Source organism: Rhodanobacter sp. L36 (assembly GCF_009765755.1).
Lineage (GTDB): Bacteria > Pseudomonadota > Gammaproteobacteria > Xanthomonadales > Rhodanobacteraceae > Rhodanobacter.
Map to the genome: position 1 here is coordinate 491,523 of NZ_LMUV01000011.1, position 23,469 is coordinate 514,991.

Consider the following 23,469-nt stretch of genomic DNA (forward strand, 5'->3'; position numbering starts at 1 on the left):
CTGATCCCCACAGCGACGATTGCGCAATGGCCCGCAGCAAGAGCAGCGCCGTCTGGCTGCGAGAACATTTCAATGATGAGTATGTGAAGAAAGCCCAGGCCGAAGGGCTGCGTTCGCGTGCGGTGTACAAGCTGGAGGAGTTGATCGAGCGAGACCGATTGCTGAAGCCGGGAATCCACGTCGTTGACCTGGGGGCCGCGCCGGGCAGCTGGTCCCAACTGGTCAGCCAGCGTCTGGGTGGAAGCGGCAAGATTTTCGCATTGGACATTTTGCCGATGCAGAGCATCGCCGGCGTGGATTTCCTGCAGGGCGACTTTCGCGAGGAGGATGTCTTGCGCGAGCTCGAAAGGCGTCTTCAAGGAGAAAGGCTTGATCTTGTACTGTGCGATCTGGCCCCCAATATGAGTGGTGTGGCGCTGGCAGATCAGATTCGCGCGATGAATCTGGCAGAGCTGGCGCTCGATTTCAGCCGGCAGTGGCTCAAGCCGGGTGGTTCGTTTCTGATCAAGTTGTTTCAGGGAACGGGCTTCGATGACTACTTGCGCAGCTTGCGCGCGGACTTCACGCGCGTGACCATGCGTAAACCCAAGGCCTCACGCGCACGTTCGCGTGAGGTGTACGCGCTGGCGGTGGGGCGAAAGCCTTCTGCGGCGCAACCTGCGAGAACCGTGCATGAATGAGACAGCGAAAAATGTGTTGCTCTGGGTAATCATCGCAGTCGTGCTGTTCGCGGTGTTCCAGAGCTTCAATCCGCACGGGGCCGGTTCCTCCGATCTCGCCTACAGCGGCTTCGTTCAGAACGTCGACAACGGTAACGTGGCTACCGCCACGATCAGTGCCGATCAGCCCGCGACGATTACCGGCAAGTTGAAGGACGGCAGCACGTTCCGTACGGTCGCTCCGATGCTCGGCTTTACCACCAACGAGGTGGTCAAGCGGATGCAGGACAAGAACGTCGAGGTTCGTCAGGATCCGTCCGAAGGTTTCTCGCTGATCGGTTTGCTGGTGAGCTGGCTGCCGGTGCTGCTCATCGTTGGCGTGTTCATCTGGTTCATGCGCCAGATGCAGTCGGGCGGCGGCGGTCGTGGCGCCATGAGTTTCGGCCGCTCGCGCGCCAAACTGCAAGGCGAAGATCAGATCAAGGTCAACTTCAGCGATGTCGCCGGTTGCGATGAAGCAAAGGAGGAGGTTGGCGAACTCGTCGAATTCCTGCGTGATCCCGGTCGGTTCCAGAAGCTCGGTGGCAAGATTCCGCGTGGCGTGCTGATGGTCGGCCCGCCGGGTACCGGCAAGACGCTGCTGGCGAAAGCCATTGCAGGCGAGGCAAAGGTGCCGTTCTTCGCGATCTCCGGTTCGGATTTCGTCGAGATGTTCGTCGGCGTTGGTGCGAGTCGCGTGCGGGACATGTTCGAGCAGGCCAAGAAACACGCGCCGTGCATCATCTTCATCGACGAAATCGACGCAGTCGGGCGTCATCGTGGGGCTGGTCTCGGTGGTGGTCACGACGAGCGTGAGCAGACCTTGAACCAGTTGCTGGTCGAGATGGATGGTTTCGAGGGTACCGAAGGCATCATTGTGATTGCCGCGACCAACCGTCCGGACGTGCTCGATCCTGCGCTGCTGCGGCCGGGTCGTTTCGATCGTCAGGTCGTTGTCGGTTTGCCGGATGTGCGCGGTCGCGAACAGATCCTCAAGGTGCATATGCGCAAGGTGCCCACATCGAGCGATGTGAACGCTATGACCATTGCGCGCGGAACGCCGGGCTTCTCTGGTGCCGATCTCGCGAACCTGGTCAACGAGGCCGCGCTGTTTGCGGCACGCGAAAACGCGCGCGAAGTGCGCATGATTCATCTGGACAAGGCGCGCGACAAAATCCTGATGGGCGCCGAACGCCGTTCGATGGCGATGAGCGAAGACGAGAAGAAGCTCACCGCTTATCACGAGGCCGGCCACGCGATCATTGGTCGTCTGGTGCCGGAACACGACCCTGTCTACAAGGTCACGATCATCCCGCGCGGACGTGCCTTGGGCGTCACCATGTATCTGCCGGAAGGCGACAAGTACAGCATCAATCGCGTGGCGATCCAGTCGCAGTTGTGCTCGCTTTACGGTGGACGCGTGGCTGAAGAGCTGATCTTCGGTGCGGACAAGGTCACTACCGGCGCTTCAAACGATATCGAACGGGCGACCAAGATGGCGCGCAACATGGCGACCAAGTGGGGCTTGTCCGACGAGCTTGGCCCGATTACCTATGGCGAGGACGAGGACGAAGTATTTCTAGGCCGCTCGGTCACGCAGCACAAGAGCATCTCGAACGAGACAGCGAGCAAGATCGACGGCGTAGTGCGCGGGATTCTCGATCGTGCGTACGCCCGAAGCAAGGAGTTGCTGACAGCTAATCTCGACAAGCTTCATGTCATGGCCGATGCCTTGCTGCAATACGAGACCATCGACGCGCGGCAGATTGACGATATCATGTCCGGCCGCGAACCCGGTCCGCCTGCCGATTGGACGAAGGACGCGACTGCCAGCAGCTCGACGCCACCACCGCCGCCGCCCAAAAGTGATGCGGGCTCACCCGTGGGAAAGGTCGGCGATCCCGCAACGCAGAATCGAAATCACCTGGAAAACTGATTGCACGTTTGGACGTCTAATTCAGCCGTTCATCGTCGTTCGAATGAAGCATGAAGGTTTTTGCACAGGCGCGAAAACACGTTTCTCGTTTGTAAACGCAGTCGTGTGATGAAATATTTTATCGAAAAGTGTTGACGCGTCGGGGCGGAGTCTGAATAATTCCGCTTCTCGGTTTGCCGAAGGATGCCCCAACGTCCTGAAGACAGCCGAAGATTTTTTCAGTGCGCCCGTAGCTCAGTTGGATAGAGTACCTGGCTACGAACTAGGTGGTCGGGAGTTCGAATCTCTCCGGGCGCACCATTTTTATTCAGTAAAGCGGGGTGCTTTGCACCCCGTTTTGTTTTCATCGAATAGCTTGATCAGTTTGATGGATACAACATTTGCCACACATGTTTTTGATTCAAATGTTCTTGGTGTGCTTCGATACGGATTGACTGAGCGAGGCGTCACCCGTAACATTTCCAGGCTCCGATGGTGATGAATCGGGGATTCGAAAGCGGGGTATAGCTCAGTCTGGTAGAGCGTTGCGTTTGGGACGCAAAAGTCGGGGGTTCGAATCCCTCTGCCCCGACCAGCGACGCGTTCTGCCTGCGGTGACTGCGCCTGTAGCTCAACCGGATAGAGCATCGGCCTTCTAAGCCGACGGTTGCAGGTTCGAGTCCTGTCGGGCGCACCAGTTACAAGATTTATGGTGGGTGTAGCTCAGCTGGTTAGAGTCCCGGATTGTGATTCCGGTTGTCGTGGGTTCGAATCCCATCATCCACCCCAGTTTCAGGCAGTCCCTTGCTGTCAGTCGTCAACTCAAGGGCCGTTAGCTCAGTTGGTAGAGCAGTTGACTCTTAATCAATTGGTCGAAGGTTCGAATCCTTCACGGCCCACCAATCACCAGAACGCCGGTCGCATGCGACCGGCGTTCTGCTTTCAGAGTTCTGGAAAGGGCGTGCGTTGTACGAGCGACTTGGGTATTCGAGAATTCGACTCTTCCTCAAACGCGATGAAAGCCGGAATGTTCCTGATTTGCCTTATCCGTGCTTGTGCTGCAGGGCTTTGCGACCGTAAAATGGATCGCTTTCGTACAAGGGAATCATCGACTTAGACGGACGCAATGAGGGTGATCGAAGACCGTTCCGGAGCGCGTGCTCCATGGTTTCCGACTTCGGATCAGGGATTGCGCAGGTCTGGCAAAGGGTGGCGCGCGAGAGTGGCGGAATTGGTAGACGCACCAGATTTAGGTTCTGGCGGTTAACCCCGTGGGGGTTCGAGTCCCCCCTTTCGCACCATGCCCATGATTTTCTTTTTTGCAGGCGATTCGTCGCCGTGGTGCCTCGTGCGGGCCCATAACACCAAGTAGTACCAGGAGACGTCATGCAGGTTTCGGTTGAGAACATCGGCACGCTCGAGCGCAAGCTCACGGTGAAGTTTCCCGCAGAGCGTTTCGAAACGCAGGTGAGTGCGCGGATCGCAGAGATGGGTCGCACCGTCCGCTTGAAGGGCTTTCGCCCTGGCAAGGTGCCCACCACGGTGATCAAGCAGCGTTTTGGCGATCAGGTTCGCGGCGAAGTGCTCTCCGACCTGATCGGCAGCACGCTGCGCGAGGCGGTCGAACAGGAGAAACTCCAGCCAATCGCAAACCCTGCCATCAACACGACCGGGCAGCCGGAGAATGGCGAAATCGCGTACACCGCGGTGTTCGAGATCATGCCGGAGTTTCCGGCGGTCGACGTGAGCGCGCTGGAGATTCATCGTCCGGTGGCCACCGTGACCGATGCCGATATCGACAAGATGCTGGAAACCCTGCGTCAGCAGCGTCGCAGTTTCGAGGAAACCGATCGCGCTTCGGCCGACACGGATTTCGTCATGTTCGAATACTCGGCTCAGGTGGACGATTACTGTTTCCCTGCAGAGGGCAAGGAGCGCGCCGGAAGCGTCATCGGCTCAGGCACCCTGTTCAAGGCGCTCGACGAAGCATTGACCGGTCGCAAGGCCGGGGAAAGCTTTGAAACCGAGATCACTTTTCCGGAAGATTTTCGCAACGAGCAGCTTGCCGGCAAAGCCGCCGCGGTCGACTTCAACATCATCAAGGTGCAGGAAGCGAAGCTGCCGGACATCGACGAAGAGTTCGCCAAGTTGTTCGGCATCGCCGACGGCGATCTCGAAGTTTTCCGCAAGGAAGTTCGCGCGAATCTCGAGCGTGAACTGAAGGCTGCGTTGATGGCGCGTCTCAAGTCCGAGGTTGCGGAGAAGCTGTCCGATCTCCATGGTGATCTGGATGTTCCGAAGCTGATGGTCCAGTCCGAAGCCAACAACATGGCTACTGCAAGTGTGCCGCGCGGACAACAGCCGCCGCCGCAGTTGGTGGATGCAGCCATGCCGATTGCCCGCAAGCGAGTCATCGCCGGTTTGCTGATGGGAGAAATTGCGCGGAAGCAGGACATCAAAATCGATCGCAAACTGGTGGCCGAGCAGCTTGCTGCAATCGCCTCCACCTACGAAGAACCCGAAAAGGTCATTGAACTCTACAACGGCGATCCCCAATTGATGTCTGGACTGCAGAACCGAGTGATCGAAGATCAGGTGGCGGAGTGGGTGGCGGATCACGCCGCCACGACACATCTGGATCTGAGTTTCGACGAGGTGATGCGCCCGACCAACGCCTGAGTTTTTCGTCAGGCTCCTCAACTGGAGAACTGCAAACATGGCCATGGATCAGATCCAGAACCTCAATTTGATACCGATGGTCGTCGAGCAGACCGCCCGTGGCGAGCGTTCCTACGATATCTATTCGCGCCTGCTGAAAGAGCGGGTGATTTTCCTGGTTGGCGAAGTCAATGATCAGGTCGCCAATCTGCTGGTCGCCCAGATGCTGTTTCTTGAATCGGAAAATCCGGACAAGGATATCCAGTTCTACATCAACAGCCCGGGCGGCGCGGTAACTGCGGGACTGGCGATCTACGACACCATGCAGTTCATCAAGCCGAACGTCAGTACGATGTGCATCGGTCAGGCCTGTAGCATGGGCTCTTTCCTGCTGATGGCGGGCGCCAAGGGCAAGCGGTTTGCGTTGCCGAATTCACGCATCATGATCCATCAGCCCTCGGGCGGCGCGCAGGGACAAGCAACCGATATCGAGATTCAGGCACGCGAGATTCTTTACATCCGCGAGCGCCTGAACAGGCTTTACGTCGAGCACACAGGCCAACCGATCGAGAAGATCGAGCTGGACATGGAGCGCGATCGCTTCATGAACGCCGTGGACGCAAAGGCCTATGGCCTTATCGACGAGGTGCTTGAGAAGCGTTCCGGCGAAACCGTGAAGTCCGCCTGATTTTCAGGTTCAACCAGCTAGTTGCGACGAGCGTTCCGGGCCTGCCTGCAGACCCGGAGCCCTGTGTTATTCTCGCGACGCATTCTGATTTACAAGCGGGATCGAAAAATGAGTGACGACCGGCAGGGGCGTTCCAGCGACAACGGCAAGATTCTTTATTGCTCCTTCTGTGGCAAGAGCCAGCATGAAGTGCGCAAGTTGATCGCGGGTCCGTCCGTGTTCATTTGCGATGAATGCGTGGAGCTCTGCAACGACATCATCCGCGAGGAGCTGGAGGAAAAATCCGCCTCCGGGCGCACACAGTTGCCCAAGCCGCGCGAAATCCGCGAGTCACTCGATCAGTATGTGGTCGGTCAGACGCGCGCGAAGAAAGCGCTCGCGGTCGCCGTGTACAACCACTACAAGCGGATCGAGTCGCGTCAGAAAAGCGACGATATCGAGCTTGGCAAATCCAACATTCTGCTGATCGGTCCGACGGGCTCGGGCAAAACCTTGCTTGCCGAGACGCTCGCTCGCTTGCTCAATGTCCCGTTCACGATTGCGGACGCCACGACGTTGACCGAAGCGGGTTACGTTGGCGAAGACGTCGAAAACATCATTCAAAAGTTGCTGCAGAAGTGCGACTACGACGTCGAGAAAGCGCAGTCCGGCATCGTGTACATCGACGAGATCGACAAGATCTCGCGCAAAAGTGAGAATCCGTCGATCACCCGTGACGTATCGGGTGAGGGCGTGCAGCAGGCGCTGCTGAAACTGATCGAGGGAACCTTGGCGTCGGTGCCGCCACAGGGTGGCCGCAAGCATCCGCAGCAGGAATTTCTGCAGGTCGATACCAAGAACATTCTCTTCATTTGCGGTGGCGCGTTTGCCGGCCTGGAAAAAGTGATCCAGCAGCGTTCGGAGACCACGGGCATCGGCTTTTCGGCCGAAATCCGCAGCAAGGAGCGTACCGAAAATCTGGGCAAGACGCTGTCCGATGTGGAGCCTGCGGATCTGGTGCGTTTTGGTCTGATTCCGGAATTTGTCGGACGCCTGCCAGTTGTTGCAACGCTGGACGAGCTGGATGAGCCTGCATTGGTGAAGATTCTCACCGAGCCGAAGAACGCGGTGACGAAGCAGTTCAAGAAACTCTTCGAGATGGAAGAAGTAGAACTCGAATTCCGGCCCGAAGCGCTGCAGGCGATCGCCAAGAAAGCGTTGAAGCGCAAGACTGGTGCTCGCGGCCTGCGCACCATCCTCGAGCAGGTCTTGCTCGACACCATGTACGAGCTCCCTTCGCTCGAGCACGTCAGCAAAGTGGTGGTCGACGACGCGGTTATCGACGGCCATGCTGAGCCCTATTTGATCTATCGCGGCAATCTCCAGCAGCGTGTTGCGGGAGAAAGCGGCAGCGACGCCGCCTGACTTCGTCGGCTTCTGCCAGTGAGCGGCTCCGGTGATCCACCGGGGCCGTTCTGCTTTAAGAAGCTGGACAACACCTTGACTGCGTGCATCTTTGCCTCCACTTGACCTGATGAAGCACCCGGCGCAGTGTCGGGTCGAGTCCGATCAAGAACCACTTAGGAAACCCATCTTCCATGGCCAAGAACGTTCCCGTGCCTGCCACGATCGATGCCTTGCCGGTGTTGCCGCTGCGCGACGTCGTCGTGTATCCGCACATGGTCATTCCGCTTTTTGTCGGCCGCGACAAATCCATGCGCGCGCTGGAACGTGCGATGGAAGGAGAAAGGCAGATTCTGTTGGTCGCCCAGAAAAGCCCGGACATTGACGATCCCGAGATCAAGGACCTTCATCAGATCGGTACGCTCGCTGGCGTGCTGCAGTTGCTCAAGCTGCCTGATGGGACCGTCAAGGTGCTGGTAGAAGGCCAGTCGCGCGTCCAGGTCGAAGATTTCAAGGAAGAGTCCGGCATGCTGACCGCGCGCTCGCGCGTGATCGAGCCGGTGTACAACGCGAAGGAACGCGAACTGGACGTGGTGTCGCGCACCTTGATCTCGTTGTTCGAACAATTGGTCAAGCAAAGCCGCAAGCTTCCGCCCGAAGTGCTGGCCAGCCTGTCGGGTATCGAGGATCCATCGCGCGTTGCCGACTCCATCGCAGCGCATCTTTCCGTGCGCATGGCAGACAAGCAGAAGGTGCTTGAAACGGCCGACGTCGCGCAGCGGCTTGAGTTGCTGATCGGTCTGGTTGACGGCGAGATGGATTTGCAGCAAGTGGAAAAGCGCATCCGTGGCCGCGTCAAGTCGCAGATGGAAAAGAGCCAGCGCGAGTACTACCTCAACGAACAGATGAAGGCGATCCAGAAAGAGCTCGGCGACAACGAAGAGGGCACTAACGAGATCGAGGAGCTGCAGAAAAAAATCGAAAAAGCCGGCATGCCCAAGGCTGTGCTTTCCAAGGCGCGGCAGGAATTTGGCAAGCTGAAGCAGATGTCGCCGATGTCCGCCGAAGCGACGGTCGTGCGCAACTATCTGGACTGGCTGGTTGGCGTTCCGTGGAAAAAGCGCAGCAAGGTGCACAAGGATCTGCAGCTCGCGCAGGAGGTGCTCGACGCCGATCACTTCGGCTTGGAAAAGGTCAAGGATCGCATCCTTGAGTACCTCGCGGTGCAGCAGCGCGTCTCGGTGATGAAAGGCCCCATTCTCTGTCTCGTCGGTCCGCCCGGCGTGGGCAAAACTTCGTTGGGCCAGTCCATCGCCAAGGCGACCAATCGCAAATTTGTCCGCATGAGCCTGGGTGGCGTTCGCGACGAGGCGGAGATTCGTGGGCATCGCCGCACCTATATCGGCTCGATGCCCGGCCGTATCGTGCAGAACATCAACAAGGTCGGTGCTAAAAATCCGCTATTCGTGCTCGACGAAATCGACAAGATGTCGATGGATTTTCGCGGCGACCCGTCATCGGCGTTGCTCGAGGTGCTCGACCCCGAACAAAACCACGCTTTCAACGACCACTATCTGGAAGTGGATCTGGATTTGTCGGAAGTGATGTGGATCGCTACCGCGAACTCGCTGAATATTCCCGGCCCGCTGCTCGATCGCATGGAAGTGATCCGGATTCCCGGATACACCGAGGACGAAAAGCTCGGCATCGCGCAGAAATATCTGCTGTCGAAACAGCTCAAGGCAAATGGACTGAAGCCGGAAGAGCTCGACGTCGACATGGAAGCGCTGCGCGATATCGTTCGTTATTACACGCGCGAATCCGGCGTGCGCAATCTCGAACGTGAGATATCCAAGATCTGCCGAAAGGTGGTGAAGGAATTGACGCTTGGCCAGGTGAAGCAAATCAGGAAAGCGGCGGCTGCGAAAAGCGCTACCGCGAAAAATGCCAAATCAAAGAAAATCCCAGGTCGCGTCAATGTCGATTCGTCGAATCTTGAACACTATCTGGGCGTTCGTCGTTTCGATTACGGCCGCAAGGAGCTGCAGAACGAAGTCGGTCTAGTGACCGGGCTTGCATGGACCCAAGTCGGTGGCGAACTGCTTAGCATCGAAGCGTCCGTCGTGGCGGGCAAGGGCAGGCTGGTGCACACCGGTCAGCTCGGTGATGTCATGAAAGAATCGATCCAAGCCGCGTTGTCGGTGGTGCGTGCTCGCGCCGATCAGATGGGTATCGATCCGGAGTTCCATCAGAAACTCGATGTACACATCCACGTGCCTGAAGGTGCAACACCCAAAGATGGACCGAGTGCTGGTATCGCGATGTGCACGGCGCTGGTTTCCGTGTTGACCAAGATTCCGGTTCGTTCCGAAGTGGCGATGACGGGCGAGATAACCCTGCGTGGTCGTGTGCTGCCCATCGGTGGCTTGAAGGAAAAGCTGCTGGCGGCGCATCGCGGTGGCATCACGACGGTCATCATTCCTGAAGACAACAAGAAAGATCTGGCCGACATGCCGGCAAACATTACGTCCTCGCTGGAAATTCATCCCGTAAGATGGATTGACGAAGTACTGGACATCGCGCTCGAACGTCCGCTTCAGCCCGTTGTCGCGAAGGATGAAGCTAGCGCCGCACCAAGTGCAGAACAAACCGAGGTTCATTCGCGGACTCACTGATCCGTCTCGGTTTTGCGGTTTCGAGTTTGAGAAAAAATGCCTCGCTGTCGCGAGGCATTTTTTCGTTCGCCGTCGTAATCAAACGAAACAATTTCCGTAGTCGTTCAAGGTCGAATTTGCAAGCGATTTTGTTGATGACATTTCTGCGGGAAACGTTGCTGCAGCTTGTGTTGCGGTTGCCGGCAAGGCACTGGTATAAAGGCGCTACCGCAATCCTGGCGTGTCTTCATCAAGCGCAACGATGCGGGGTTGCGTAACGGCGCCAAGCAAGAGCCAACCATCCATGCCGGCGTTGTCGCGTCCCAGACTGACTACACTGGCGAAACCGAATTAAGGGAGTTTTTCATGAATAAAACCGATCTGATCAATGCCATTGCCGAGAAGGCCGAGCTGACCAAGGCCGACGCCGGCCGCGCTCTCGAAGCTTTCTTCGAGACCGTGCAAAAGTCGTTGAAAAAGGGCGAGGACGTCTCGGTCGTGGGCTTCGGTACGTTCACCGTGCGCAAGCGCGCAGCGCGCACCGGACGTAACCCGCGCACCAACGAAGCGATCAAGATCAAGGCGTCGAAGGTGCCTGCGTTCAAGGCTGGCAAGACCCTGAAGGATGCCCTAAACTAAGCGGCTATTCGCTTGGTTTCGGGTGCTTAGCTCAGCGGTAGAGCGTCGCCCTTACAAGGCGGTGGTCGTAGGTTCGATCCCTACAGCACCCACCAGAAAAATGCGGAGTGGTAGTTCAGTTGGTTAGAATGCTGGCCTGTCACGCCGGAGGTCGCGGGTTCGAGTCCCGTCCACTCCGCCACAGTTCGCAAGGGCGCCCGTGTGGCGCCCTTGTCATTTGAACGCCGGGCGTTTCATGCAACACCGATGGTGATGGCTATGCAAACCACGGTGAACTAGTCATCGATACATCGCGTGTCTCACGCGCTTCCAACCACGTTGCGGGAAATATCAATGCTGCAGGCAATGCGTAACAAGATGCATGGTTGGCCGGCCGCCATCCTTCTCGGTGTTTGCGTTTTGGCGATGTCGCTGTTCGGCATGGAAAGCTATTTCACGTCGCGTCAGGACACATTTGTCGCGAAAGTCGGAAAGCATGAAATCAGTCAGCGCGACTATCAGGACAGAATGAACCAACTGCGGCAGCAAGCCAGCGCGCAGCAGGGTGAGCACTTCGATGCGAGCGAGTTCGACAAGCCGGAGTCGAAGCAGCGCGTGCTGGATGCCATGGTGGATCAACAAGTGCTCCTCAAGGCGAATGAAGACTGGGGTATGCGGGTTTCGGATCAGGCGGTTCGCGATTACATCGCTGCGATTCCGGGCTTTCAGATAAACAACCAGTTCGATCCGACAACCTATCGCACGTATCTCGCCAGTCAGCGCCAGACGTCGGACATGTTCGAAAGCAGCATTCGTTCATCGCTCGCGTCACAGTTGCTGCCCGATGCCATCAACGACAGCACCATCGTCAGCGATGCGCAGATTGATCGATTCCTCGCGATCGCCAGCCAGCGGCGTGACCTGCGTTATTTCCTGGTGCCGCGCCCAACGCTGGCCGATGACAAGGTCACGGACGCGCAGATCGAAACCTACTACAAGGCGCATCTCGAGGATTACATGAATCCCGAGCAGGTGTCGGTGAAATACATTGAGGTCAATGGCGCCGCTCTCCCGCCGGATGCCGCACCGAGCGAAGATGAGTTGAAGAAACGCTACGAGGACGAAAAGCAGCGCTTCGTGCAACCAGAGCAGCGGCTCGTATCGCACATCCTCATCGACGTTCCCGCGAATGCAACGCCCGACCAGCAGAAAGCCGCTCTGGCGAAAGCCGACAAGATTGCCGCATCGGCGACGCCCTCCGACTTCGCGAAAGTCGCCGCGCAAAGTTCGGAAGATCTCGGTTCCAAGCGTCAGGGTGGCGACTTGGGATGGCTGGAGAAAGGAGTCACCAATCCTGCGTTCGATACCGCCTTGTTCGCGCTGCAAAAGGGCCAGATTTCCAAGCCCGTGTTGTCACCGGATGGCTATCACATCATCTGGTTGCGCGATGTTCGCAGTGGCGATTCCAAGCCTTATGCCGAGGTCCGCGACCAGCTGGTCAAGGAGACCACCGGCACAGGTCGTGATCGCAAGTACAACGAAGTGGCTGGCAAACTTTCGGACAACACCTATCAGAACCCTTCGTCGCTGGAGCCTGCAGCCGCAGCGCTCGGTATGACGATCAAGGAAACGCCGTTGTTTTCCCGCAAGGGTGGTGACGGCGTTGCGGGTAACCCGAAGTTGATCGCCGCAGCATTCAGCGATGACGTGCTTGTGCAGGGAAACAACTCTGGTCTGATCGATCTGGGCACCAATCATTCGGCGGTTATCCACGTCGAGAAACATGTGGTTGCTGCGGCGCGGTCACTGGCGGACGTGAAAGCCGACGTGCAGAAACGCATTCTCGGCGAGCGCATCGCGGATGCAGAGAAGACCAAGGCCGAGGAGGGCGTGGTACGTCTGCGCAAGGGTGAGGACATGGCTGCCGTGGCCACATCACTCGGCGCGAGCGTGCAGACGGTGAAGGAAGCGGTTCGCGGTCACTCCGACCTGCCGGCTCCGCTGCTCACGGAATCGTTTTTGTTGCCGCACCCGGCACCGGGCAAGTCTCAGTACGCATCGGTGGACATGAAGAACGGAAGCTATGCGTTGCTTGCGGTGGACGATGTGCAGGACGGCGATCTTTCCAAGATCTCAGCATCCGAGCGCGACTCGCTGCGGCAAAGCATGAGCCAGGTCTACGGCATCGTGACGACGCAGGAGTTGATCGATCTGCTGAAGTCAAAGACCGATATCAAATACAACAAGAGCCTGTTGTAGAAAACATTCTTCAGCGCTTCGAAAAAAAAAAAGGACAGCCTGCGCTGTCCTTTTTCTTTTGATGTTCGATGGTGCTGAGCGCAATTCGATTTCTCAAGGCGCTTCGATCCTGCGGGTGTTCCATCAGCTGCTGCAAGAGCGCGGCAGCTTGGTCAATCCTCATCGCCAAGCTGGAGAACTTGTCCGGGTTTGATCGCTTGTCCGCGCAAGTGATTCCACTGCTGCAACTGGGTGACGTTCAACGAATAGTGATGGGCGATCTGCCAGAGACTTTCGCCACGTTTCACCTTGTGCGTCTTTCGACTCGTTCGCCGCGTAGAAGGAGTTGCCGCCATCGGCGCGGTGGACTGATCCGCCGCGAGAATGCCCGCAGTGGAACGTTCTTCAGTCGATGGAGAATTCGATGGATTCAGCGACGCTGTCTGGAACTGATCGACATGACTGGCTGGCATGAGCAGATGGCGTGATGTGCCCGCATCGATCATGTCGCTGCGGAACGCCGCATTGAGTTCCTTCATGGCGCCCAGTGATATACCGGCATGTGCTGCGGCTTGCGTCATCGGCATCGAGTGTGGGATATCCACCTGCACCAGTTTTTCGTCCGCCTGCAACGACGGAAGGCTGACATGGAAGCGATCCGGCTCGCGCACCACACATGCAATGGCCAGCAATTTGGTGAGATGTTCCCGCGTGACTCGTTGCACAGGCCATTTCGGAATTACCGGCGAGTCGGGTGGCAGGCCTCGCGACTGGGCCATCTTGCGTATCTTGAATTCGCCAGCGTTATAGGCGTAATCAGCGAGTCGCCAATCGTGCAATTCGTCGTGATAGGTTTTGAGCAGCTTCATCACCGCGTGTGCAGAGGCCGAAACGTCGAGGCGCGCATCGTATTTCCCGTCTACGTGCAGGCCCATCGATCCTGCGGTGGTCGGCACGATCTGCCAGATGCCGGCGGGACGATTTCTGTGGCCAGGCGACGTCTGAAAATGACTTTCGATCCACGGAAGCAGGACGAATTCACCCGCGACATCGTAAGACGCTGCGACCTGCTGTACATAGGCCAGCCGCGGCAGTACCTCAGCCATCTGGTTTTCGAACTGCCGTGGATTCTGCGTGTAGCGATGTGCCCATTGCAAAATCGAAGGATCCGCGTCGCAATCGGACATGGCAAACGTGGCACGCAACTGGTCCCAGCCACCCGTGTCTTGCGTATCGGCGACTGTCTTGTCGCTCGGCGCAGGTGTGGCAATGTTTTCGACGTTGATGGCCGGCGTCATGTGGATCGGAGCAGCGGGATGCTGGATCGGCGTCGGCGCACTCGCGCACGCAGCGAGCAACATCGAGATCGCCATCGGCAGGACACGTATCGATGTTTTCATCCGTTGAAAACGTCCTTGGCTGCACGCAATGCCGCAAAACGTGCGACGCGATCGGTGCCAACCCCTTGTCGGCGACACCATTGAATGACTTCGTCCCGGTCCAACCGAAGGAATGGATTGGTCGCCAGTTCTTCACGAAGGGAGACCGGCAATGTCGGCCGATGTTCCGCGCGCAGGGTGGAAACTTCTCCGGCACGACGATGCAGTTCGCGATTACCCGGTTCCACCTCAAGTGCGAAGCGGCTGTTTGTTTCCGTGTACTCGTGACCCGCACATACCAGCGTCTCGTCGGGCAATCCGGCCAACCGATCGAGTGAGGTAAGCATCTGTGCCGGCGTGCCTTCAAACAACCGTCCGCATCCGAGACTGAACATCGTGTCACCACACAGCAAAAGGCCTTCGCCCACGTATGCAACATGGCTGAGCGTGTGGCCTGGAATGGCGAGTATTTCGAACCGAACTTTCGGGGATTCCAATGCAAACGTGTCGCCGTCTTTCAATGCCATGGTCGTTTGTGGAATCCGCGTGTCCACCGGTCCGTAAACCGGAACCGAATGATGGACAAGCAGGTCAGACACGCCCCCAATGTGATCGTCGTGATGGTGAGTGAGCAGGATCGCCTGCAACGTCAGGTGGCGCGATATCAATGCGCGTTCGACAACGTCCGCCATGCCCGGGTCGACGACCACGGCGTTTCCGTCGTCGTCGTGCAAAAGCCAGATGTAGTTGTCGTTGAATGCCGAAAGAGGGATGACGTGCACGGAAAGCTCCGCTGTGATGGATGGCATCCGGGTGACCGGCTTGTGACCCCTTCGGCCGGACCGATCCATCGTCCGGACGACACGAAGCGCCCGACTATAGAGAGGCTCGGTACCGGACTCGTTAGACATGCGTTAACCCGGTCGCCGTCGTTCAACTCTCGTGCGGTGTATCACTGGTGCTGCATCGGCCGTGCGAGGTCGTAGCCGTTACACTCTGGCGAGAACCGGAACGGGAACGGCTGCATGCTTCAACGCAATCACGACATCTATGCCAGCACGCCCATGCGCCGCTTGCTGGGTGAACAGATGCGCAGCATGTGCACTGATTTGCAGCGCTGCTTCGGCACGCACGCATTGGTCGTTGATGCTTCCCTGAGTGAATCTCCTCCGGCACTGCCGATGCTGGGTCACTGGGCGAAACTGCATGTTGACGGTGAGCGATACGACGGTGAAGTGCGCGCCTCGTCCAACGAGTTGCTACCCTTCGTCGACGACGCATTCGAATTGCTGCTGTTGCGCCACGCGCTGGAAGTCGTCCCGAACGCCTCGGCCTTGCTGAGCGAGGCAGTGCGTGTGCTTGCGCCCGGTGGCGTGCTGATCGTGACCGGCGTGCATCCGATCAGTGGATGGGCGCCCTGGTTTCACTGGAACACGCGCAATCTTCGTCGTGCATTGCATGCTCCGTTCTGGTTGAGTCGCGTTCTTCGACAAGCCGGCATGGACGTGGAACGCGCGCAACGAGTGGGCCGTCTCCTGCCGCGACGTAGCGATGATGACTCGCAAGCTCGTTTGCTCGGCGGCGGTTATGTGCTGATAGCGCGCAAGCGTCGTCGCGCGGTCTCGCCTTTGCGATCCAGAGCGGTCAGCATGCGTGTCCCGGCAGGCGGCAGTCTCTCGCCCGGTGCCCGACGCCATCCGGCGTCATGAATTTCCTTGATGAACGTGAGACACGATGAGCGAAGTGGAAGCCTTCACCGACGGCGCATGCCTCGGCAATCCCGGCCCGGGCGGCTGGGCCGCCCTGTTGCGCGCCAAAGATGCAGAACGCATGGTGGCCGGTGGTGATCCGGCCACGACGAATAACCGCATGGAGTTGATGGCGGCGATCGGCGCGCTCGAAGCACTCAAGCGTCCGTGCCAGGTCGTGTTGACGACCGACTCGCGCTACGTCATGCAGGGCATCGAGGAGTGGGTGCCGAAGTGGCGCGCGAATGGCTGGCGCACTGCCGATAAAAAGCCGGTCAAGAACCAGGATCTGTGGCAGCGATTGTCGGACGCTGTCGGCGCTCATAAGGTTCGCTGGCAATGGGTACGTGGCCACAACGGCCATGTCGAAAACGAGAGGGTCGATGTTGCCGCGCGCGAACAGGCCGAGCTGATGAAGGGCAGGGCATGAGGCAGATTATTCTCGATACGGAAACCACCGGCCTTGAAGTTCGGCAAGGTCATCGACTGGTCGAAATCGCCTGTGTGGAGATGATCGAACGCAGGCTGACCGGCAGGCACTATCAGACCTACCTCAATCCCGATCGGGCGATCGACGAAGGCGCGCGTCAGGTCACCGGTATCGAAGACGAGTTCCTGCTCGACAAGCCACGCTTCGGCGAAGTGGTGCAAGAGTTTCTGGCATTCATCGACGGCGCCGAGCTGGTCATCCACAACGCCAGTTTCGACATCGGGTTTCTGAATGCCGAACTCGCGCTGCTCGCCAACGGTCTTGGAAAAATCGGCGACCGTTGCAGCGTGCTCGACACGCTCGCCATGGCCCGCGAACGATATCCCGGACAACGCAACAGCCTGGACGCGCTGTGCAAGCGGCTTGGCGTGGACAACTCCCGGCGCGATCTGCATGGCGGATTGATCGACGCGCAGTTGCTTGCGGACGTCTATCTCGCGATGACCTCGGGCCAGAGCGCGCTCGACCTCAGCTTCGAACGCGTCGGCGACCAGCGTCAGCAGGCCGTGATCGTGATTCCGGTATCACTGCGCGTACGACCGCTGGTATTGCGCGCGGCCAACGACGAACTGGTCCTGCATGAGCAGCGTCTGGATGCGCTGGACAAGAGCGCGGGCGGACAGAGTGTCTGGCGTCAGGCCGATTGAGGCTGCGAAAGAATCAGGACGACCGCACGATGATCGCGGTGATGTTGTCGTCGCCGCCACCATCGAGCGCGTCCAGCAGCAGTTGATCCACGCATTCCTGCGAAGCCAGGTCGATCCGCGCCATCACGCGCGCGATCGCGGCATCGCCGACACACTCGGTAAGCCCGTCGCTGCAGAGCAGAAAATTCATGCCTGCTTCGAGCGCGCCGCGCGCCATGCCGATATGCAATTGTTCTGCCGCCGTGACACCCAGCGCCTGCGTCAACACATTGCGTTGCGGATGCTGCGCCGCGCGTGCAGGATCCAGTTGCCCGGCTTCAACCAGCACCTGGACCAGCGAGTGATCGTGACTGATCTGGCGCAAGCTGCCCGACCACAGATAGATGCGGCTATCGCCGACCCATGCGACCTGGTAACCATCGGCGGTGATCCGCAACGCCGCGATCGTCGTGCCCATCGGCAGCAGGTCATGCGAGGCACGCGCTCTAGCCTGCACCCGCTCGCCCGCGGTCTGCACCGCTTCGATCAGGCTGTGGCCCGCCGCAATCAACTCGACCACCGTGTCGCGCGCCAACGCCGAAGCGACTTCACCGTGCTGATGTCCGCCCATGCCATCGGCCACGAGAAACAGGCCGAGCGACGCATCAGCGTAATAAGTGTCCTCATTGCGCGTGCGACGCAAGCCGACGTGCGTGCCGTGTCCGAATTCGATCATGGGATATCTGATATGCAATGACGCGAAGCATGACGGATGTCGGCAAAGTGCGCAAAACGAACCTGTTCTCCCAGGTTTGTCGTTACACGAGCCCAGCTCTTCACCGATCAAATTGGCACGATCATGTACCACTTCAGGGCGATTTTCAGTGCAAACGTGTCGGGTATAGAAGAAGTCGCCGAGCGAGGGTCCGCTTCCAATCAGCGCTTGTGCCAATCATCTCGGCGGTGTGAAACCAACCCATCCATGAACACACGTGAGATACACCGTCATGACTTCAAAAATCTGGTTCGTCACAGGCATCTCCCGCGGCTTTGGCAAGGCGCTCGCGGATGAACTGTTGCGGCGTGGTCACGTAGTCGTCGGCACGACGCGAAATGGTTCCTCCCTGGAACCACAAAAGGATCTCATCGAGCTTGCACTTGATGTCTCCGACGAGCAGCAGAGTGGCGATGCGATCGCGCAAGCGATCGCCAGGGTCGGGCGCATCGACGTCGTCGTGAACAATGCAGGATTTGGACTTGTCGGTGCTGTTGAAGAAGTCTCGACGGAGGAAGCCCGAAAAGTTTTCGAGACGAACTTCTTCGGAACATGGAACGTGATTCGTGCAGCACTTCCTTACTTGCGAGCGAATCGATCGGGCCACATCGTGAATTTTTCCTCGATTGGCGGCATCACAGGTTCGATTGGCAATGGGCTTTACAACGCTTCCAAATTCGCCGTCGAAGGGTTGTCTGAAGCGCTTGAGCTCGAAGTCAAACCTTTCGGCGTCACGGTCACGATCGTGGAACCGGGTTATTTCCGCACCGACTTCCTTTCGCCTTCATCCATCCGGAAGGCCGCAAAGATTCTCGACGTGTACGAGGAAACCGCCGGCGTGATGCGGCAAGCAGCATTGACGCGCAGTGGCACTCAGACCGGCGATCCCGCAAGGGCAGTTGCGGTGATCATCGATGCGATCGAATCGGGCGCGCCACCTCTTCGCCTTCCTCTGGGCGCGGATGCGTTTGCGCGCATTGCAGGAAAGATTTCCAGACTCGAGAAAGAAATGGACCAGTGGCGCGACGCAGCGTCGGCGACCGAGTTCGCAAGCTGATTCACGAGATCAAAGCTTCCTGGCCTAAGTGCGAACTCCAGAAACAACAATCCCGGCACTGGCCGGGATCGTGTAAAGCGTTACGCTACTGGCGGAGAGGGAGGGATTCGAACCCTCGGTAGTGTTACCACTACGCCTGATTTCGAGTCAGGTACATTCGACCACTCTGCCACCTCTCCAGAGGGGGTGCGCGTGGTCCGCGCGAGCCGCGAAGTTTACGCGGTAGGTGGGGGTGAGACAAGGCCAGCGGCGAGCCGGCTTCGGGGTTAACCAGCCTTTTTCTTGGCCAGCCGCAACCAGGTGTCCACGACCGTATCGGGATTCAGCGACACCGATTCGATCCCTTGTTCCATCAGCCATTCCGCCAGATCCGGATGATCGCTCGGGCCTTGGCCGCAGATGCCGATGTACTTGCCTTTGGCGCGCGCAGTCTTGATGGCCATCGACAGCAATTTCTTGACCGCCGGATCTCGTTCGTCGAAGAGGTTGGCGACAATGCTTGAGTCGCGGTCAAGCCCAAGCGTGAGCTGGGTCAGATCGTTGGAGCCGATCGAGAAACCATCGAAGATGTCGAGGAATTCGTCGGCCAGCAAGGCGTTCGATGGCACCTCGCACATCATGATGACCTTGAGGTCGTGCTCGCCGCGCTTGAGGCCGTTCTTTGCCAGCACCTCGATGACTTTGTGGCCTTCGCCGAGCGTGCGCACGAACGGAATCATCACCCATACGTTGCTCAGCCCCATCACTTCGCGCACGCGCTTGACGGCGCGGCATTCCAGCGCGAACGCCTCGGCGAAACTCGGATCGACGTAACGGCTGGCACCACGAAAACCGATCATCGGATTTTCTTCGTGCGGCTCGTAGCGTGATCCGCCAAGCAGGCCTGCGTATTCGTTCGACTTGAAATCCGAAAGACGCACGATCACCGGTTTCGGATAGACCGACGCGGCGATGGTCGAAATTCCTTCGACAAGCCGGTCGACATAAAAGCTCACCGGATCGGCATAGCCAGCGATGCGCTCATCAATCTTCGCTTTCGTTTCGGCATCCTGCTTGGCGTATTCGAGCAATGCCTTGGGATGCACGCCGATGTGGCTGGCGATAATCATCTCAAGACGCGCCAGACCGATGCCGGCGTTCGGTAGCATGCCGAAGTCGAACGCGCGTTCGGGGTTGGCCACGTTCATCATGATTTTCAGCGGGGCTTCGGGCATGTCGCCGAGATCGGCGGTGACGCGCTCGAATTTCAGAATGCCTTCGTAGATCGTGCCGGTGTCGCCTTCAGCACACGACACTGTGACTTCCACGCCGTCCGGAATTTTCTCCAGCGCGTTGCCGGTACCCACGACGGCGGGAACGCCGAGTTCGCGTGCGATGATCGCTGCATGACACGTACGGCCACCGCGATTGGTGACGATGGCGGACGCGCGCTTCATCACGGGCTCCCAATCGGGATCGGTCATGTCGGCGATCAGCACGTCGCCGGGCTGTACCTTGTTCATGTCGCTCAGCGAGCGAATGACGCGCGCCTTGCCGGCGCCGATCTTCTGCCCGATGGAACGACCTTCGGCCAGCACCTTGCCTTTTTCGTGCAGATGAAAACGCTCGAGCTGGGTCGCATGCGAGCGCGACTTCACCGTTTCCGGCCGCGCCTGCACGATATAGATCTTGCCGGTATTGCCGTCCTTCGCCCATTCGATGTCCATCGGGCGGTCGTAGTGCTTTTCGATGATCAACGACTGACGGGCCAACTCCTGCACGTCTTCGTCATTGATGCAGAATTTGTTGCGCAACTCGGTGGGGGTGTCTTCGGTCTTGACGCGTTCGCCGGGCGCGCTGGAATACACCATGCGCAGTTGCTTCGCGCCGAGATTGCGACGCAATACCGCCGGCTTGCCTTCGCGCAGGGTTGGTTTGAACACGTAGAATTCGTCGGGATTCACTGCACCTTGCACCACCATTTCGCCGAGTCCGTACGAGCCGGTGACGAACACCACATCGCGGAAACCCGATTCGGTGTCGAGCGTGAACAGCACGCCCGACGCGCCGACATCCGAACGCACCATCAACTGCACACCGGCGGAAAGGAAAACTTCCTCATGCTTGAAGCCTTGATGCACGCGATAAGCGATCGCGCGATCGTTGTAGAGCGAGGCAAAAACTTCCTTCACCTTGTGCAAAACATCGTCGATGCCAACGACGTTGAGAAAGGTTTCCTGCTGGCCAGCGAATGATGCATCGGGCAGATCTTCGGCGGTTGCGGAGGAGCGGACAGCGACGGCGATATCGTCGGAACCTGCATTCTTGCAAAGCTTGATGTAAGCATCGCGAATGGCTTGCTCGAGTTCTGCGGGCAGGGCGGTATCGACGATCCAGCCGCGGATTTCCTTGCCGGCAACGACGAGTGAATCGACATCGTCGACATCGAGGGTTGCGAGGCGATCGAGGATGCGTTTTGCCAGGCCGCTTTTTTCCAGATATTGCTGGAATGCATCGGCGGTGGTCGCGAAACCGCCCGGCACCGACACGCCGAGCTTGGCGAGGTTGCCGATCATTTCGCCGAGCGAGGCGTTCTTGCCGCCGACCTTGCCCAGGTCGGTCATGCGCAGTTGGTCGAGCCAAAGCACCAGATCGTTCAAGATCATCTCCTCAAGAGCGCTGAAAGGAATCACGGAAAATCGAACGTGCCACGCCAGCAAAAGCGGGTCACAAAGAACTGGTATTGTCCGCTGCCGATGACGCGCAGCACAAGAAGACCATTGCGCCGATGTGCCGTTCCAACTGCATACCAGTCAGCGAGCGGTCAATCGGCGACAGCATTTGACGCATGGGTTATGGTGCTGACCATTGCACCCGGGCGATCAAGGTTCTGTATGCGGCGAACGGTTTTTTTCATCTCCGACTCCACTGGTATTACCGCGGAGACGATCGGCAACAGCATCCTCGCCCAGTTCGAAGGCGTGCAGTTCGACAAGCACCGCCTGCCTTTCACCGACGACGCACAAAAAGCCGAAGCAGCTGCACTGCGCATCAAGACGAATTACGCGCAAACTGGTGAGCGTCCGATCGTGGTCAACACGATGGCCGAACGCGCGCTGTGCGACATCGTTGCGGAAAGTGGTGCGCTGATGCTGGATGTGTTCGCGCCTTTCATCGGTCCGCTGGAAGATGAACTCGGCGCCAAGCGTTCCGGTGCAGTCAACCGTTCGCACGGCATGGTCGACTTCGACAAATACGAAGCGCGCATCAACGCAACCAACTACGCGCTATCGCACGACGACGGCATGGACGTGGATTATGCGCAGGCGGATCTGATCCTGGTGGGCGTGTCGCGATCGGGCAAGACGCCCACGTGCCTGTATATGGCCTTGCATTATGGCGTCAGCGCCGCCAACTATCCGTTGACTGACGATGACCTCGAAAAGCTTGAATTGCCGGCGCGTCTTCGACCATATAGAGATCGATTGTTCGGCTTGACCATCGATCCGCAGCGGCTGGCGCAGATCCGCGAGCAACGTCGCGCCGGCAGTCGCTACGCTACGATCCAGCAATGTCGCTGGGAACTGGAACAGGCGGATCGGCTGATGCGCCAGGCCAATATTCCCAGCCTCAATACTACGCACGTATCGATCGAGGAGATCGCAAGCAAGATCTTCGACCGCTTCGGTATCGAGCGGACCATGTTTTGATCACGACGGAGTCTTTGCGTATTTCATGAGTGCCGTACTCGACAGCCGCAACAGCCTGCTTCCGGGACGCTTCGAATTCCTGATGGGTTTGTACGCGGAAAATTACCATCGCCTGAGCCGTCTGTTCGGGCCGCAGCAACTCGCTCCCGGCAATTACCTGTCGGACGTGGACGATGGCTTGCCGGTGCATCTGGTGGTACAGGAATGCCATCCGTACACGCTGGAACTCGAACTCACTTACAGCTTTGTCGATACGCACACCGGACAGCGCGCGCCATCGGCACAGTTGCGCATGTACACGGATGCACACGTGGCCGAGGCGATGCATTGCCATCCGGGTCGACATCTTTGGCAAGTGCTCGGGCCATTCCCGCCGGCGCACACGGTGCTTCAGCATCGACTGCAGATGAATGGCTTTCTGTCGCGCTGGCTGGAATATCTGGCCGGGCAGGGACATTCCATCGGCACGTTGCAGCAGCAGTCGAGCTGAGAACGACAGGCAACAAAAAACCCGCACAGGGCGGGCTTTCGGTTAGTGGCGGAGTGGACGGGACTCGAACCCGCGACCTCCGGCGTGACAGGCCAGCATTCTAACCAACTGAACTACCACTCCGCATTTGCAACGCTTCCAGCGACCCAACTTGCCATCCGATCACTTCCACCGTTGCCGGTTGTCGCGATGAGATGGCGTCCCCACGGGGATTCGAACCCCGGTCGCCACCGTGAAAGGGTGATGTCCTAGGCCTCTAGACGATGGGGACAATGTGTTGGTGGAGCCAGGCGGGATCGAACCGCCGACCTCCTGCATGCCATGCAGGCGCTCTCCCAGCTGAGCTATGGCCCCGCCGCTGGA

18 protein-coding genes and 12 tRNA genes are annotated in these 23,469 nt (G+C 58.5%); 22 read left to right on the forward strand and 8 right to left on the reverse strand.

All coding sequences use genetic code 11. From position 1 onward, the window contains the following. Window positions 1-26: 26 nt before the first annotated feature. The 16 genes from rlmE (at window position 27) to GSQ73_RS12025 (ending at window position 12,873) form a co-directional block, all read left to right on the forward strand. The gene (rlmE, locus tag GSQ73_RS11950) at window positions 27-680 is read left to right on the forward strand and encodes a 23S rRNA (uridine(2552)-2'-O)-methyltransferase RlmE (RefSeq protein ID WP_158884274.1); all 654 of its coding nucleotides are present in this window, start codon (window positions 27-29) and stop codon (window positions 678-680) included. Beyond that, window positions 673-2,634, forward strand: coding sequence for an ATP-dependent zinc metalloprotease FtsH (gene ftsH / locus GSQ73_RS11955; RefSeq protein WP_174236100.1), 1,962 nt, complete (start codon window positions 673-675; stop codon window positions 2,632-2,634). The genes rlmE and ftsH overlap by 8 nt, the downstream gene beginning before the upstream one ends. Before the next feature lie 223 nt (window positions 2,635-2,857). Then, a tRNA-Arg gene (locus tag GSQ73_RS11960) sits at window positions 2,858-2,934 on the forward strand. 197 nt (window positions 2,935-3,131) lie between these two features. Continuing rightward, window positions 3,132-3,208, forward strand: a tRNA-Pro gene (locus GSQ73_RS11965). A 25-nt stretch (window positions 3,209-3,233) separates the two neighbouring features. Further along, window positions 3,234-3,310 (forward strand) — tRNA-Arg (locus GSQ73_RS11970). A 15-nt stretch (window positions 3,311-3,325) separates the two neighbouring features. Beyond that, a tRNA-His gene (locus tag GSQ73_RS11975) sits at window positions 3,326-3,402 on the forward strand. A 37-nt stretch (window positions 3,403-3,439) separates the two neighbouring features. Continuing rightward, window positions 3,440-3,515: transfer RNA gene (locus GSQ73_RS11980), tRNA-Lys, on the forward strand. 314 nt (window positions 3,516-3,829) lie between these two features. Continuing rightward, window positions 3,830-3,914, forward strand: a tRNA-Leu gene (locus tag GSQ73_RS11985). An 85-nt stretch (window positions 3,915-3,999) separates the two neighbouring features. After that, the gene (gene tig / locus GSQ73_RS11990) at window positions 4,000-5,292 is read left to right on the forward strand and encodes a trigger factor (RefSeq protein WP_158884276.1); all 1,293 of its coding nucleotides are present in this window, start codon (window positions 4,000-4,002) and stop codon (window positions 5,290-5,292) included. Window positions 5,293-5,329: 37 nt separating this feature from the next. Beyond that, complete coding sequence (gene clpP, locus GSQ73_RS11995; RefSeq protein WP_158884278.1) at window positions 5,330-5,959, forward strand: ATP-dependent Clp endopeptidase proteolytic subunit ClpP; 630 nt, start codon at window positions 5,330-5,332, stop codon at window positions 5,957-5,959. A gap of 108 nt (window positions 5,960-6,067) precedes the next feature. Then, window positions 6,068-7,363: an ATP-dependent Clp protease ATP-binding subunit ClpX gene (gene clpX / locus GSQ73_RS12000; RefSeq protein WP_158884280.1), complete on the forward strand. Its 1,296-nt coding sequence runs from the start codon at window positions 6,068-6,070 to the stop codon at window positions 7,361-7,363. Between the two features lie 173 nt (window positions 7,364-7,536). Then, a complete protein-coding gene (lon, locus tag GSQ73_RS12005) occupies window positions 7,537-10,017 on the forward strand; it encodes an endopeptidase La (protein ID WP_158884282.1) in 2,481 nt (826 codons plus the stop codon). A 345-nt stretch (window positions 10,018-10,362) separates the two neighbouring features. Then, window positions 10,363-10,635 (forward strand): HU family DNA-binding protein, encoded by a 273-nt coding sequence (locus GSQ73_RS12010; RefSeq protein WP_007511239.1) that lies wholly within the window; start codon window positions 10,363-10,365, stop codon window positions 10,633-10,635. A 20-nt stretch (window positions 10,636-10,655) separates the two neighbouring features. Further along, window positions 10,656-10,730 (forward strand) — tRNA-Val (locus GSQ73_RS12015). 9 nt (window positions 10,731-10,739) lie between these two features. Beyond that, window positions 10,740-10,816 (forward strand) — tRNA-Asp (locus tag GSQ73_RS12020). Window positions 10,817-10,968: 152 nt separating this feature from the next. Then, on the forward strand, window positions 10,969-12,873 hold the full coding sequence (locus GSQ73_RS12025; RefSeq protein WP_158884284.1) for a SurA N-terminal domain-containing protein: 1,905 nt from the start codon (window positions 10,969-10,971) through the stop codon (window positions 12,871-12,873). A gap of 152 nt (window positions 12,874-13,025) precedes the next feature. Here the strand turns inward: GSQ73_RS12025 and GSQ73_RS12030 are convergent, their stop codons facing one another. After that, window positions 13,026-14,252 carry a LysM peptidoglycan-binding domain-containing protein gene (locus GSQ73_RS12030; protein WP_254063399.1) on the reverse strand — a complete coding sequence of 409 codons (1,227 nt, stop codon included), beginning with the start codon at window positions 14,250-14,252 and terminating at the stop codon, window positions 13,026-13,028. Then, on the reverse strand, window positions 14,249-15,013 hold the full coding sequence (gene gloB, locus GSQ73_RS12035; RefSeq protein ID WP_158884286.1) for a hydroxyacylglutathione hydrolase: 765 nt from the start codon (window positions 15,011-15,013) through the stop codon (window positions 14,249-14,251). The genes GSQ73_RS12030 and gloB overlap by 4 nt, the downstream gene beginning before the upstream one ends. 243 nt (window positions 15,014-15,256) lie before the next feature. On the opposite strand from gloB, the gene GSQ73_RS12040 reads away from it, so the two are divergent. The 3 genes from GSQ73_RS12040 to dnaQ are packed head-to-tail and all read left to right on the forward strand — an operon-like array spanning window position 15,257 to window position 17,116. Next, on the forward strand, window positions 15,257-15,940 hold the full coding sequence (locus GSQ73_RS12040; RefSeq protein ID WP_158884288.1) for a methyltransferase domain-containing protein: 684 nt from the start codon (window positions 15,257-15,259) through the stop codon (window positions 15,938-15,940). 25 nt (window positions 15,941-15,965) lie between these two features. Beyond that, entirely contained in the window at window positions 15,966-16,409 is a 444-nt protein-coding gene (gene rnhA / locus GSQ73_RS12045; protein WP_158884290.1) for a ribonuclease HI, read from the forward strand. Further along, window positions 16,406-17,116 (forward strand): DNA polymerase III subunit epsilon, encoded by a 711-nt coding sequence (gene dnaQ, locus GSQ73_RS12050; protein ID WP_158884292.1) that lies wholly within the window; start codon window positions 16,406-16,408, stop codon window positions 17,114-17,116. The genes rnhA and dnaQ overlap by 4 nt, the downstream gene beginning before the upstream one ends. Before the next feature lie 13 nt (window positions 17,117-17,129). Here dnaQ and GSQ73_RS12055 read toward each other — a convergent pair whose 3' ends face one another. After that, a complete protein-coding gene (locus tag GSQ73_RS12055) occupies window positions 17,130-17,831 on the reverse strand; it encodes a protein phosphatase 2C domain-containing protein (protein ID WP_158884294.1) in 702 nt (233 codons plus the stop codon). Between the two features lie 271 nt (window positions 17,832-18,102). On the opposite strand from GSQ73_RS12055, the gene GSQ73_RS12060 reads away from it, so the two are divergent. Then, window positions 18,103-18,927, forward strand: coding sequence for an oxidoreductase (locus GSQ73_RS12060; protein WP_158884296.1), 825 nt, complete (start codon window positions 18,103-18,105; stop codon window positions 18,925-18,927). An 89-nt stretch (window positions 18,928-19,016) separates the two neighbouring features. On the opposite strand, the gene GSQ73_RS12065 is transcribed toward GSQ73_RS12060, so the two are convergent. Further along, a tRNA-Ser gene (locus tag GSQ73_RS12065) sits at window positions 19,017-19,106 on the reverse strand. Between the two features lie 87 nt (window positions 19,107-19,193). Beyond that, on the reverse strand, window positions 19,194-21,566 hold the full coding sequence (gene ppsA, locus GSQ73_RS12070) for a phosphoenolpyruvate synthase (RefSeq protein ID WP_158884298.1): 2,373 nt from the start codon (window positions 21,564-21,566) through the stop codon (window positions 19,194-19,196). Window positions 21,567-21,800: 234 nt separating this feature from the next. Here ppsA and GSQ73_RS12075 point away from each other — a divergent pair, with 234 nt between their 5' ends. Together GSQ73_RS12075 and GSQ73_RS12080 are read left to right on the forward strand one after the other, a co-directional pair. Further along, the gene (locus GSQ73_RS12075) at window positions 21,801-22,616 is read left to right on the forward strand and encodes a pyruvate, water dikinase regulatory protein (RefSeq protein WP_158884300.1); all 816 of its coding nucleotides are present in this window, start codon (window positions 21,801-21,803) and stop codon (window positions 22,614-22,616) included. Between the two features lie 25 nt (window positions 22,617-22,641). Beyond that, window positions 22,642-23,106, forward strand: coding sequence for a DUF1249 domain-containing protein (locus GSQ73_RS12080; RefSeq protein WP_158884302.1), 465 nt, complete (start codon window positions 22,642-22,644; stop codon window positions 23,104-23,106). Between the two features lie 46 nt (window positions 23,107-23,152). On the opposite strand, the gene GSQ73_RS12085 is transcribed toward GSQ73_RS12080, so the two are convergent. The 3 genes from GSQ73_RS12085 to GSQ73_RS12095 all read right to left on the reverse strand — a co-directional run bounded on the left by GSQ73_RS12085 (window position 23,153) and on the right by GSQ73_RS12095 (window position 23,460). Next, a tRNA-Asp gene (locus tag GSQ73_RS12085) sits at window positions 23,153-23,229 on the reverse strand. Between the two features lie 72 nt (window positions 23,230-23,301). Continuing rightward, window positions 23,302-23,377, reverse strand: a tRNA-Glu gene (locus GSQ73_RS12090). Between the two features lie 7 nt (window positions 23,378-23,384). Then, window positions 23,385-23,460 (reverse strand) — tRNA-Ala (locus GSQ73_RS12095). Between the last annotated feature and the right edge of the window lie 9 nt (window positions 23,461-23,469).